This window comes from Clostridium porci, assembly GCF_009696375.1.
Taxonomy (GTDB): Bacteria; Bacillota; Clostridia; order Lachnospirales; family Lachnospiraceae; genus Enterocloster; species Enterocloster porci.
Genome location: NZ_VUMD01000008.1, coordinates 183750 through 196714 on the forward strand (window position 1 = coordinate 183750; position 12965 = coordinate 196714).

A 12965-nucleotide genomic window follows, 5' to 3' on the forward strand; every position below is an offset into this window, starting at 1 on the left:
TAACGTATCAGGAGGTACATATGAAAACTACGTTTCAGACCAATGAGCTGACAAAAATAGCTCTGTTTTCTGCGCTGATATCCGTATCAGCCTACATTGCTATCCCCCTTCCATTTTCCCCTGTAAGTCTGACTGCCCAAACCTTTATCATCAACCTTATGGCTCTGCTTCTCACACCCCGTCAGACTATCTGCACCCTTCTTCTCTATATTCTGCTTGGCCTGATTGGCCTTCCAGTGTTCTCAGGAGGCGCAGGAGGACCGGCCAAGCTGTTTGGACCTACAGGCGGATACATTTTCTCCTGGCTTATCGCAGTGCCCTTGATGGCCCATTTAAAAGGCTCCCGCTACCACTTCTACCGATACTGTGCCGTCACAATCCTGGCGGGTATGCCCATCATCTATCTCCTGGGAACGGTTTATATGAAATATCTCACCGGGATGGATTGGGCTGCAGCCTTTACATCTGCAGTTCTCCCCTTTATTCCTCTGGATCTTTTTAAGTGTGTCGCGGCCTCACTGGTAGCAAAGCCTGTACAGTTAAGCCTGTCGGCTCTGGAAAACAGCCGCTCCTGACAGACTGGTTTTCTTTTCTATTCTGACTCTCTGAGCGGTATATACAGCTCCTGACAATATGTAACCTTTTCCCTTGAAAAAAATGTTGTCATATTATTCGAATATACACGCTCCTCTGCCTTTAGACCGCGGCGCCGGCCCCACAGAACCATCTTCTGAATCATTCCCATATCCGGCAGCACATCCTCTGACTGGGCTACCATATAGATACACTCCGCCTCCTCCGTCAAAGGGTAACGGGAGCCGTCAAAGGCATCTCCTAATTCCCCTTCCAGCCTCTTATAAAGAAGTAAATCAGTGCCCTGGCTGATGAGGCTCTTTTCCGTGTATGTAAGAACATTATAAAAATAGGTCATATCCAGCCCCGGCACTTCAGAGGACAGGCGAAACCACTCCCTAAGCCCCTCCTGAAGACTGGCGCAATGCTCCATTACATAGGCTGCCGGAAACCGCTTTACAGAGCACTGATCCAGGCATTCCTCAATTCGACTAATATCCCGCGCTACCAAATCCAGCCTTGTTAAAGCTTGCTGGTGTCTCATAACCGCCTCCTGCTCCTCTGCTCTCCTCTGTGTAATATGATTTCGTATAACAGGCAGGGAGTTCCTTCCGCTCATCAGACCCTCCAGCTCCTCCAGGCTGGTATTCATTTTTCTATGATAAAGAATACACATCAGCTTATAAATATCATCTTCTGAGTAATAACGGTATCCATTCTCTTTTTTCCTGGCGCTGATAATGCCCTTTTTCTCATAAAACCTCAGGGCGTCTCTGCTTAAGCCCACCATCTGGGCTACGTCTCCGATCAGATATTCCACCTGCTCACTTACTGCCGCTTTCTCCATTAAAAAACCTCCGCCTTTTTTCATGCTTCTGCCTATATATTAAAGGCGGCTGTCTTTAAGGTCAATGGAAGCAAGGAAAGCGCAAGAGAACCGTAATAAAAATGAAAAGGTTCCCCTATTCCATACCCTTTGGTGGATAATGTGGATAACTTGGGGATAACTTTGTTAATTTTATGGGGATAGTCATGGATAAGTCAAAAAAAACAGAAAGAGAGCTGGTTTTATACCAGCTCTCCCATTAGCTCCTTTATGACGTTATCCACAGTTTCAATTTTTTTTGTCCTGAACGCATTGCTTCCACAGAACAAAAGTGCATTATCCACATCTCCAATGGCTGCATTTACAAGGGCCGTTGTAATACAGTAGGGAATGGTTTTAATATCACATTTCTCAAGACATTGGTAGCAGGCTTTGATGGAAGGCCGGTTCCCATTCTTTATCCGGCTTAAGAAGGGATTTAATATAGCCCTTCCAGGCATCCCCACCGGACTTTTGGTGACAACAATATCCTCCTTTGAAGCCTTGATATAGGCCTCCTTATAAGCCTGAGAGGCGTCGCATTCCTCTGTGGTGACAAACCGGGTTCCTACCTGAACCCCTTCTGCCCCCAGCCCGAACTGGTGAAGCACATCCTCATGGGTATAGATCCCTCCGGCGGTTACAACAGGAATATGGCATCTGTACTTAGCTCCATACTCCTTAACTACCTGAATAATCCCTCTTACTTCCTTATCAAAGGTTTCCCTGTCATAGGTAGCAGGCACATCTGTGGTATCTGCCCCATACTCAGACAGCTGTTCCCTGGAAAATCCCAGGTGTCCCCCTGCCAGGGGTCCCTCTACTACAACCAGATCTGGCGCTACGTGAAATTTTCTGTCCCACATTTTGCAGATAACCATGGCAGACTTGGCGGAGGATACGATAGGTGCCAGCTTAACCCTGCGCTTTGGCTCCCTCTCCATCTCATGATAGGCAGCCTCAACATGCTCTGGAAGCGTCACTGGAAGACCTGCCCCAGATATAATAATATCGGCTCCCGACTTCACCGCCTCCTTTACCCACAGGTCGTAGCGCCTGGTAGCCACCATAATATTAAAGCCGATTACACCCTCAGGCGCAATCTCCCTGGCCAGCTTCATCTCCCTGCCTATGGCCCTGAGATTGGCCTCTACAACATTCTTCTGAAAATCAGGTTCCCGAAAGCCAATCTGTGCAGATGAAATAATTCCCGCACCCCCGGCTTTAGCCACAGCTCCTGCCAGCCTGTGCAGACTGATGCCTACTCCCATTCCCCCTTGAATTACAGGCTTCTCAACTACTAAATCACCAATCACCAATGGCTTTAACTCTGTCATTACATTCTCCTAAATCTCTGATACCTGTGTTCTGTCAGCTCTTTGCGTGACATAGCCAGATATTTATGAAAAAACTCTGTCATAGCCTTATCCATGTGCTGGGTCAGATGGTTAAGGCTTTCTGCTGAGGCAGGCTCAGCCTCCGGTACAATCCTCTCAATCAATCCCAGCTTAAGCAAATCCTCAGCCGTAACCTTCATAACCTTGGCTGCCTCAGGAGCCTTCTTGCTGTCCTTATAAAGAATGGAAGCAAATCCCTCTGGTGAGAGAATGGAATAGATAGAATTTTCCAGCATCCACACCTCATCTGCCACGGCCATAGCAAGAGCTCCGCCGCTGCCTCCTTCTCCGATTACCACAGAAAGAATCGGCACCTTCAAATCCGACATCTCAAACAGGTTCCGGGCAATGGCCTCTCCCTGTCCTCTCTCCTCAGCCTCCAGGCCGCAGAACGCTCCCGGCGTATCCACAAAACAGACCACAGGGCGTCCAAAGGCCTCTGCCTGCTTCATAAGCCGCAGGGCCTTACGGTAGCCCTCAGGAGAAGGCATACCAAAGTTACGCTTTAGATTATCCTTGGTGTTCTTTCCCTTCTGCTGTCCGATCACGGTTACAGGCATGCCGTGAAACATTGCGATTCCGCCCACAATCGCTCCATCATCCTTATAATAGCGGTCTCCGTGAAGCTCGATAAATTCATCAAACATAGCGTTAATGTAATCCGTTGCCACCGGGCGATCGGATCTTCTGGACAACAGCACTGTATCCCAGGGAGTTTTTCCACCAGCTTTTCCACTTTTAGAAGGCTTATCCACTTCCACACCAGCAGTTCTTCTTACATAAACCGGACCGGCCCCTGGCTCCATCTGACGGCTTCTGTGCATATATAAAAGCTGGCCAAGCATCTTTTTCTGATCCCTGCGCTCCACAATCTTATCTACAAATCCATGTTTCAGCAGAAACTCCGCTCTCTGGAAGCCCTCCGGAAGCTTCTGCCCGATGGTCTGCTCAATCACCCTGGGCCCTGCAAAGCCAATCAAAGCTCCAGGCTCCGCAATGATTATATCTCCCAGCAAGGCAAAGCTGGCCGTAACCCCTCCGGTGGTTGGATCAGTAAGAACGCTGATAAAAAGCTGGCCTCCTTCATGATGACGCTTTAAGGCCGCAGAGGTCTTAGCCATCTGCATCAGGGATACAATCCCCTCCTGCATCCTGGCTCCTCCCGAACAGGCGAATAGAATCACAGGAAGTCTCTCCCTCGTAGCCCGCTCTACCGCTTCCGTAATCTTCTCACCAACCACCCGGCCCATGCTGCTCATAATGAACCGGGCGTCACAGACTCCCACTACAGCCGGATTGCCATTAATGGTTCCCTTTCCGGTTACAACTGCTTCGTTAAGCCGGCTCTTTTCCCTCGCAGCCAGGACCTTCTTCTCATAGCCTGGAAAATCCAGAGGATTCGAAAAGGGCATCTCCTTATTCCATTCCTCAAAGGAGCCCTCATCCAAAAGCATTTCAATCCGGCGGTATGCATGAACACGGAAATAGCCGCTGCACTTTGGACATACGTAATAGTTATTTTTTACGTCTTCCACATAAATTGGCTGACCGCATTTATTGCATTTACGCCACAGCCCCTCCGGGATCACCGGCTCCTGGCCTGAATCAGACTGGGGCTTATATTTCGTATCTATCTTCGTATATGTTTTTTTAAACATATTCCGCAACATAGGCAGTATCCTTTCCTTCATGCCCAGGCCTGCTTTTACGCATGCCCATTAACGCTTAACCTTAACTAATACGAACGCACATACTCAGGGAACTCCTTTTCAATAAAGCCCGTATCCGTATCTCCCTTCTGGAATGTGTCGTTTTCCAAAATCTCATACTGAAAATTGATGTTAGTCTCAATTCCCTCAATGATCACCTCGCCCAAAGCGCTGCGCATCTTGGCTATAGCCGACTCCCTGTCCTTATCAAACACAATCAGCTTCATCAGCATGGAATCATAATTGGCAGGAACCCTATAACCGGCATAAATATGAGAATCTACCCTCACTCCGTTGCCTCCCGGAATATGAACATTGGTGATCAGCCCCGGACATGGCATAAAGTTCCTGGAGGGATTCTCCGCATTGATGCGGCACTCAATGGCATGGCCTTCTATGGCTACATCCTCCTGGCGCAGGCTTAAGGGCTCTCCTGCCGCCACCCGTATCTGCTCTTTAATCAAATCCATACCTGTCACCAGCTCCGTTACAGGATGCTCCACCTGAATCCGGGTATTCATCTCCATAAAATAAAAGTCCTTATTCTTATCCAAAAGAAACTCTATGGTTCCTGCATTTTCATATCCTACAGCTCTGGCGGCCTTTACGGCAGTTTCCCCCATTTTCTTGCGAAGCTTAGGGGAAATAGCCTCACAGGGCGCCTCCTCCAGCACCTTCTGGTGACGTCTCTGGATGGAGCAGTCCCGTTCTCCCAGATGGATTATATTGCCGTGCTTATCTGCCATAATCTGAAATTCCACATGCTTTGGCTTTTCAATGTATTTTTCTATATACATGGTGTCATCGGAAAAGCCCTTTACTGACTCCATCTGGGCCGCATTGAAGTGCTCCCTAAAATCCCCGGCGCTTCTGGAAATCCTCATCCCCTTTCCTCCGCCGCCTGAAGATGCCTTTATCATAACCGGAAAGCCGATCTCCTTTGCCATGGCAAGGGCTTCCTCTGCCTCATGAACCGGCTCCCTGCCGCCTGGCACAACGGGCACTCCCGCATCTATCATAGTCCTTCTGGCCTCTGACTTGTTGCCCATCTTATGGATGATTCCAGCAGACGGCCCTATAAAGGTGATATTGCACTCAGCACACAGCCTGGCAAATCGGGCATTTTCCGAAAGGAAGCCAAAGCCCGGATGAATCGCGTCGGCCTTCACCGCTGCAGTAGCCGCCAGTATCCGCTCTATATTCAGATAGCTCTGATTTGAGGGCGCAGGCCCGATACAGATGGCCTCGTCAGCCAGCAGGGTGTGAAGGCAGTCTCTATCCGCCTCGGAATATACAGCCACAGTCTGAATCCCCATCTCTCGGCAGGCCCGGATAATGCGGACTGCAATCTCTCCTCGATTGGCAATTAAAATTTTGTTAAACATCGACATTTTCCCTCCCTTCCCGTATCCCCACATCTGTTGCGGGATATATAACTAACCAACCATAAATGTAAGCTCTGCTGTCACAGCCAGCCCGCCATCCACCGTGGCAGTCGCCCTTCCGATTCCCAAGGGCCCTTTTTGCTTAATAATTTCACATTCCAGCCTTATCTTATCTCCCGGCCCTACCTTCCGTTTGAACTTCGCCTTATCAATACCGCCGAAATATGCAATCTTTCCCTTAAAGCCTTCCTGGGACAAAATGGCTACCGCGCCGGTCTGAGCCAGCGCCTCAATTATTAACACCCCCGGCATAACCGGCTCCTGTGGAAAATGTCCCTTGAAAAAAGACTCATCGTAGCTTACACATTTATAGCCTACCGCCCGCACCCCCGGCTCCAGCTCCTCAATACAGTCCACCAGTAAAAAGGGGTGCCTGTGGGGAATAATTTCCTCTATCTCCTTAATTCCCATTAACATATAATCCTTACCTCCTCGTTATAAGCCAAAAGGCCCTGTTCCTGTCTCCTGCAACCGGTTGTCTCCACTTATCGGCCTGCCTGTACGCCCTAACTGATACGGAACAGAGGCTGGCCGTACTCCACCACCTCCTCATTATTTACAAGGATTGCTTCTACCACTCCGTCGTATTCACTTTCTATTTCATTCATCAGTTTCATAGCCTCGATGATTCCCAGCACCTGTCCCTTCTTCACCCTATCCCCTGCCTTTACAAAGGCATCCCCATCTGGTGAGGATGCGCTGTAAAAGGTTCCTACCAGCGGAGAGGTGATGACCTTGTCAGATCCAATATCCACAGAAGCTGCCCCTGCTGCAGGCGACGTCAAAGCTCCCTGATCTGCCGCAGAAAGGTCCACTCCTGCCGTCCCGCCCATGCCGGGAACCGTCATCACAGGCGCTGTCACTGCCATTACCTGGGGCTGCTCTCTTTCGCATTTTAAGGAAAGCTTTATATTGCCTTCTTCCAGCTCAAAGCTGGTAAGCTTATTGTCGGAAACTGCCTGAATTAATTTTAAAATATCGTCTATATTCATAGCCCATACCTTCTTTCTGTTACTAACTGAACATTACCCTCTGAACTTCTTTACAATCAGGCTGGCATTGTGTCCGCCAAATCCAAGGGAATTGCTGATAGCGGCATTCACCTCCATGGATACGCCCTCGCCCTGGGTATAGTCCAGATCACAGCCCTCGCCCGGCTTCTTAAGACCAGCAGTTGCATGAACAAAGCCATCCTCAATGGACTTCACACAGGCGATAAACTCAACTCCGCCTGCCGCTCCTAAGAGATGTCCGATCATAGATTTGGTGGAATTGATTTTCACCCTTTTGGCGTGATCCCCCAAGGCTCTCTTTATGGCCAGCGTCTCAAAGAGGTCATTGTGGTGGGTACTGGTGCCATGGGCATTGACATAGTCAAGCTCCTCCGCCTTCATCCCCGCGTCTGACAAAGCATTTTCCATGGCCCGGGCAGCGCCGCTTCCGTCCTCAGCAGGGGAGGTGATATGGTATGCATCGCAGGTCGCGCCATAGCCTGCAACCTCTGCCAGAATCCTTGCGCCTCTGGCCTGTGCGTGCTCCAGAGACTCCAGAACCACCACGCCTGCGCCCTCACCCATAACAAAGCCGTTTCTTTCCTCGTCAAAGGGAATCGATGCCCTCATTGGATCGCTGGTGGTATTTAATGCTGTCAGGGCTGTAAATCCGGCGATACCAATCGGAGTAATGCTGGCCTCAGATCCTCCTGCCACCATTACGTCCGCCTCGCCATACTGGATCGAGCGCATGGCCTCGCCGATGGAATGGGTCCCTGTGGCACATGCTGTTACCACATTAAAGCACTTTCCCTTAAGCCCGAACTGAATGGCTACGTTTCCTGCGGCCATGTTGCTTATCATCATAGGCACCAAAAGAGGATTCACCCGGCTTGGCCCCTTTTCCTTCATCTTCAAAACGTCCTTCTCCATGGCCTGGAGTGAGCCAATGCCGGAGCCTACGCAGACGCCTACCCGGTAGGGATCCTCCTTCTCCATATCAATGCCTGCCTGCTCTAAGGCTTCCCTGGAGGCAGCTACCGCAAATTGAGAAAAGGCTTCCATCCGGCGAGCCGCCTTTTGATCCATATAATCCTTTGCATGAAAGCCCTTTACCTCCGCCGCCAGCTTACATTTAAAATCAGTTGTATCAAAATAAGTAATAGGGCCGATTCCTACCGTCTTGCTTTTAAGCCCCTGCCAAAAGCTTTCCACATCGTTTCCAATGGGGGTGATGGCACCCATACCTGTTACTACCACTCTCGTCTTCATACGCTCACGCTCCTGCTTTATAATCCTACATTGCCATACCGCCATCGATGCTGAGCACCTGGCCTGTAATATACTTTGCTTCATCAGAGGCCAGAAAAGCAACTGCCTCCGCAATATCCGCCGTCTCCCCCAGCTTCTTCATCGGGATCTGCTCTATTATGGACGCTTTTACGCTGTCGCTGAGCACATCCGTCATATCCGTTACAATAAATCCAGGCGCTACCGCGTTCACTGTAATCCCTCTGGATGCCAGCTCTCTTGCCGCCGACTTGGTCAGGCCGATAACCCCTGCCTTGGCTGCGCAGTAGTTCGCCTGACCTGCATTTCCCAAAACGCCTGATACCGATGAAATATTAATAATTCTTCCTGCCCTTTGCTTTAGCATCTGACGGGAAATATGCTTGATACAGTTAAATACACCTTTCAGGTTGGTGCTGATAACTGCATCAAAATCCTCCTCGGACATCTTCATAAGCAGGTTATCCCTTGTGATGCCAGCATTGTTCACCAGGATATCCAGACGTCCATATTTTTCCACTACCTCTGCCAGCATGGACCCGCAGCTCTCAAATTCGGCAACATTACACTGCACTGCCTCCGCTTTGCCTCCTGCTGCCTTTATCTCATTTACCACATCCTCTGCTTTCGCAGCAGAGCCATTATAATTTACGATTACAGCCGCTCCCTTAGCTCCCAGCGTTAAGGCTATCTGGCGTCCAATACCACGGCTTGCGCCTGTTACTAATGCAATCTTGCCTTCCAGCATAAGCTTCTTCTCCTTTCGATGGCAGATGCCTGCCCTATATCCCTTTACGCTGCTCCTGCCGCAGCTCTTCCACTACCGTATCTATATCTTCCATTTTTTCCACATTCATGGTTCTCACTTCTTTATTGATTTTCTTCATAAATCCGGTCAAAGTTTTTCCCGGTCCAATCTCAATGAAGGTATCCACGCCGTGGGCAATCATTGTCTCAACGCTCTGCTGCCATCTTACGGAAGAGGAAACCTGCTTTGTAAGCAGCTCCCTCACCGGCTCAGCCGTTGTGACAAACCTTGCGTTTACATTGGCTACATAGGGGATCGCAGGAATGCTTATAACCACTCTTGCAAGGATCCTTCCCAGCTTCTCCCCTGCATCTGTAAGCAGGCCGGAATGGAAGGGTCCACTTACATTTAGCAGGAGCGTTCTCCTGGCCCCTGCGTCCTTAAGCCTCTCACAGGCTTCCTCTACTGCTGCCTTCTTACCTGAAATTACAATCTGCCCCGGACAGTTGTAGTTGGCAATCCATACGCCGTCCATTTCTCTGATTACTTTCTCTATTACAACCCCATCCAGGCCCAGGATTGCCGCCATCGCTCCCTCTCCTACCGGAACTGCCTCCTGCATAAGAATTCCTCTCTGACGCACAGTAGTAATAGCGTCCTCCTGTCTCATGACACCTGCCGCTACCAGCCCGCAGTATTCTCCCAGGCTCAGGCCCGCAGCCACATCTGGCCTGACACCTCTCTCCTCAAGCACCTTCATCATGGCAATGCTGGTGGTCACCATCGCTGCCTGGGTATATTCCGTAATATCCAGCCGGTCATTCTTCTCAAAGCAAAGCTCAGCCATAGAGAAGCCTAAAAGCTCGGAAGCCCTGTCAAACACGGCCTTCCCAATCTCTGTCTGTTCATAGAAGTCCTTACCCATACCGGGCACCTGGGCTCCCTGTCCCGGAAATATAAATGCTATTTTGCTCATCCTCTTACTCCTTTAAATGTGCTGGCCGGCCGTACACAAATCCCAGTGCATCAGTCTGGAAGCCTCTCCCATCATTTCTTCTATCATTTCCTTACAGCTCTGTCTCCTGGACACCATTCCCGCAATCTGTCCGGCCATTACCGTTCCTCCGGTAACATCCCCCTCCTGAACCGCCTTGCGCAATGTGCCTAAGGTAAGGTACTCCAGCTCCTCAAAGGATTTTCCTTCCTGCTCAAGCCTTGTGTACTCCCTGGTCATCTGGTTTCTTAAGCATCTCACCGGATGTCCATGGGTACGTCCTGTTACAGCAGAGTCGATATCTTTAGCCTTGATAATCCGCTCCTTATAATTTTCATGCACAATGGATTCATCAGCAACCACAAATCTGGTTCCCATCTGAACCGCTTCGGCCCCCAGCATAAATGCTGCCGCAATGCCTCTTCCGTCACCAATGCCGCCTGCTGCGATTACAGGTATGGACACCACATCCGCTATCTGAGGAACCAGAGTCATAGTGGTCTGCTCACCGATATGGCCGCCGGACTCCATTCCCTCTGCCACTACGGCGTCAGCGCCGTATTTTTCCATGCGGCGCGCCAGGGCTACGCTTGCAACCACAGGAATCACCCTAATTCCGGCAGACTTCCACATATCCATATATTTTTCAGGATTACCTGCTCCGGTGGTGACCACCTTGATTCCCTCTTCCACAACTACCTTTGCCACATCCTCTGCGTGAGGGCTTAAAAGCATGACATTCACACCAATGGGTTTCTCTGTCAGAACCCTTGCCTTGCGGATCTCATCCCGAACTGCCTCGCCCGGAGCATTGGCCCCGCCGATCAGTCCCAGCCCTCCTGCCTCAGATACAGCTGCAGCCAGATGATGCTCTGCAACCCAGGCCATGCCTCCCTGAATAATCGGATACTTGATTTCAAGCATTTCTGTAATTCTAGTTTTCATTCTGTTACCTCCGGTCTCTGTTCGGTGCTGCATCGGTCGAGGTTCCGACCTGCCCCGCCTGGTGTCCCCCCTTATAAAGCCGGAAAACCGGATCGGTGGGATTAGCTCCAGCTTCCTTTTTTATGTGCTTATGAAGGAAACAGCGTGCAAAGCCTCACACGCTGTCATTTTCCATTTCCACCTGTGGATTTATGCCTCTACGCCTTGATTTTTTAAATATGCCATGACCTCTCCTACAGTTGTCAGCTGCTCCAATTCCTCAGCAGGAATCTCTACAGAGTACTCGTCCTCTAAAGCCATAACCAGCTCGAACAGATCTAGGGAATCAGCGCCTAAATCCTCTTTAAAGGAAGATGCCTCTGTAATGGTATCTGCCTCTACACTCAGCTGCTCCGCAATAATTTCCTTCATCTTCTCTAACATGTTCATTTCTCCTTTTATATTTTTATATTATTTTATCATTTCCCCTTTTACCACTCTAACAGGGTAGCTCCCCATGTAAGGCCTGCCCCAAAGCCTGAAAGCACAACCTTGTCGCCCCGGCTCAGCCTTCCCGCCCTGTTCATCTCATCCAGGAGAAGGGGAACAGAACCACTTGAGGTATTGCCATAAAACTCCATATTCACCGGAAACTTCTCTAAATCCACTTTAAAACGTTTTGCTATAGACTCGATTATACGGTAGTTGGCCTGATGAATGATAAAGTACCGCACAGCCTCCGCCGAAACCTTTGTCTCTTCTAAAAGCTGTCCGATGCACTCCGGCACCCTCTTCACTGCAAACTTAAATACCTCCTGGCCTTCCATAGACATATATCCCAACTCCGGCTTCTTTCCTAAAAGGAAATTTCCGTTGGTTCTTGCGCCGCAGGTTAGCACCTGACCCTTTTTACCGTCAGACCTCATATGTATGCCCATAATTCCCTTTACATCTGCTGTTACCACAACCGCGCCCGCGCCGTCCCCAAATAGAACACAGGTGCTTCTGTCTGTCCAGTCGATCAGTTTGCTTATAACATCTGAGCCGATAACCAGAGCCGTCTTATATATCCCGCTGCTAATAAATGCATGAGCTGTATTCAACGCAAATACAAAGCCGGAACAGGCTGCGCTTATATCATAGCAGACTGCGTTAACCGCCCCGATCATACCCTGAATCTCGCAGGCTCCGCTGGGAAAACAGTAATCCGGCGTGGAGGTTCCAAGAAGGATCAAATCAATCGCTTCCGGCTCCACTTTCGCCTGCTCCAGGGCCCTCCGGGCTGCCCTGGCTGCCATCTGGGACGTACCCTCAACCGTTGCGATCCTTCTTTCGCCAATTCCCGTTCTGCTGCGGACCCACTGGTCGCTGGTCTCCACTATCTGTGCAAGGTCATTATTCGTCACTATCTGCTCCGGCACATACGAGCCGGTTCCTATGATTCTTGTTGTCATTCCTTTTACCTGTCCCGAATCCATCCAGCAATCAGCGGACTCACGCCTTCCTTTTTCTATTGAGAAAACTTTGAATGTCAAAGTAATACTACCGGATCGTTTCCTGTTTGTCAAGAAATATTTTTCTCCCTATTTCGCGTTTCTTCTCCGATCTTTACTAACTTCTTACATTTCTTACCAATTTCGTAGCCTTATACGATTGACTTTGCATACAAAATTTGTTAAGTTAAAGTTGTAAAAGAAGGCATTCCATTTAAAAGGGGGTGTAACAAATGAAGACCACTGGTGTTATCCGTAAGCTGGATGAATTAGGCCGTATCACGCTTCCCATCGAATTGAGAAGAAGTCTGGATTTAGATGTAAAGGATGGTTTGGAAATTACCGTCCAGGATAACTGTATCATCCTGAGAAAAGCAGAATGTGCCGATATTTTTACCGGCAGCACTGAGGATTTGCTGGATTTTGAAGGAAAAAAGGTTTCCAGACAATCTATTATCGCTCTAGCCAAGCTGGCCGGATTAAATGTAAGTGAATCACTCTGAATGTACATAGAAAAAGCCCGGTTCAGTCCCAG

The 12965-nt window shown here is 49.5% G+C and carries 14 protein-coding genes; 2 read left to right on the forward strand and 12 right to left on the reverse strand.

What is annotated here, in order from left to right; translation table 11 throughout:
* The first annotated feature begins 20 nt into the window (after positions 1 to 20).
* On the forward strand, positions 21 to 575 hold the full coding sequence (locus tag FYJ39_RS11035) for a biotin transporter BioY (protein ID WP_154472512.1): 555 nt from the start codon (positions 21 to 23) through the stop codon (positions 573 to 575).
* Between the two features lie 17 nt (positions 576 to 592).
* On the opposite strand, the gene FYJ39_RS11040 is transcribed toward FYJ39_RS11035, so the two are convergent.
* The 12 genes from FYJ39_RS11040 to FYJ39_RS11095 all read right to left on the reverse strand — a co-directional run bounded on the left by FYJ39_RS11040 (position 593) and on the right by FYJ39_RS11095 (position 12391).
* A complete protein-coding gene (locus FYJ39_RS11040) occupies positions 593 to 1420 on the reverse strand; it encodes a MerR family transcriptional regulator (RefSeq protein ID WP_154472513.1) in 828 nt (275 codons plus the stop codon).
* A gap of 221 nt (positions 1421 to 1641) precedes the next feature.
* Positions 1642 to 2775, reverse strand: a complete 1134-nt coding sequence (locus tag FYJ39_RS11045; RefSeq protein ID WP_154472514.1) for an NAD(P)H-dependent flavin oxidoreductase — start codon at positions 2773 to 2775, stop codon at positions 1642 to 1644.
* Complete coding sequence (locus tag FYJ39_RS11050) at positions 2775 to 4505, reverse strand: acetyl-CoA carboxylase carboxyltransferase subunit alpha (protein WP_154472571.1); 1731 nt, start codon at positions 4503 to 4505, stop codon at positions 2775 to 2777. The genes FYJ39_RS11045 and FYJ39_RS11050 overlap by 1 nt, the downstream gene beginning before the upstream one ends.
* 65 nt (positions 4506 to 4570) lie before the next feature.
* Entirely contained in the window at positions 4571 to 5929 is a 1359-nt protein-coding gene (locus tag FYJ39_RS11055; RefSeq protein WP_154472515.1) for an acetyl-CoA carboxylase biotin carboxylase subunit, read from the reverse strand.
* A gap of 51 nt (positions 5930 to 5980) precedes the next feature.
* Entirely contained in the window at positions 5981 to 6406 is a 426-nt protein-coding gene (gene fabZ, locus FYJ39_RS11060) for a 3-hydroxyacyl-ACP dehydratase FabZ (RefSeq protein ID WP_154472516.1), read from the reverse strand.
* Between the two features lie 89 nt (positions 6407 to 6495).
* On the reverse strand, positions 6496 to 6981 hold the full coding sequence (gene accB, locus FYJ39_RS11065) for an acetyl-CoA carboxylase biotin carboxyl carrier protein (protein ID WP_154472517.1): 486 nt from the start codon (positions 6979 to 6981) through the stop codon (positions 6496 to 6498).
* 33 nt (positions 6982 to 7014) lie between these two features.
* A complete protein-coding gene (fabF, locus tag FYJ39_RS11070; protein ID WP_154472518.1) occupies positions 7015 to 8253 on the reverse strand; it encodes a beta-ketoacyl-ACP synthase II in 1239 nt (412 codons plus the stop codon).
* 25 nt (positions 8254 to 8278) lie between these two features.
* Entirely contained in the window at positions 8279 to 9019 is a 741-nt protein-coding gene (fabG, locus tag FYJ39_RS11075; protein WP_154472519.1) for a 3-oxoacyl-[acyl-carrier-protein] reductase, read from the reverse strand.
* Positions 9020 to 9053: 34 nt separating this feature from the next.
* The gene (fabD, locus tag FYJ39_RS11080; RefSeq protein WP_154472520.1) at positions 9054 to 9995 is read right to left on the reverse strand and encodes an ACP S-malonyltransferase; all 942 of its coding nucleotides are present in this window, start codon (positions 9993 to 9995) and stop codon (positions 9054 to 9056) included.
* 12 nt (positions 9996 to 10007) lie between these two features.
* Positions 10008 to 10958 carry an enoyl-[acyl-carrier-protein] reductase FabK gene (gene fabK / locus FYJ39_RS11085; RefSeq protein WP_154472521.1) on the reverse strand — a complete coding sequence of 317 codons (951 nt, stop codon included), beginning with the start codon at positions 10956 to 10958 and terminating at the stop codon, positions 10008 to 10010.
* 189 nt (positions 10959 to 11147) lie between these two features.
* A complete protein-coding gene (acpP, locus tag FYJ39_RS11090) occupies positions 11148 to 11381 on the reverse strand; it encodes an acyl carrier protein (RefSeq protein ID WP_154472522.1) in 234 nt (77 codons plus the stop codon).
* A gap of 47 nt (positions 11382 to 11428) precedes the next feature.
* Entirely contained in the window at positions 11429 to 12391 is a 963-nt protein-coding gene (locus tag FYJ39_RS11095) for a beta-ketoacyl-ACP synthase III (protein WP_154472523.1), read from the reverse strand.
* A gap of 272 nt (positions 12392 to 12663) precedes the next feature.
* Here FYJ39_RS11095 and FYJ39_RS11100 point away from each other — a divergent pair, with 272 nt between their 5' ends.
* Entirely contained in the window at positions 12664 to 12933 is a 270-nt protein-coding gene (locus tag FYJ39_RS11100) for an AbrB/MazE/SpoVT family DNA-binding domain-containing protein (RefSeq protein WP_154472524.1), read from the forward strand.
* Positions 12934 to 12965 lie beyond the last annotated feature (32 nt).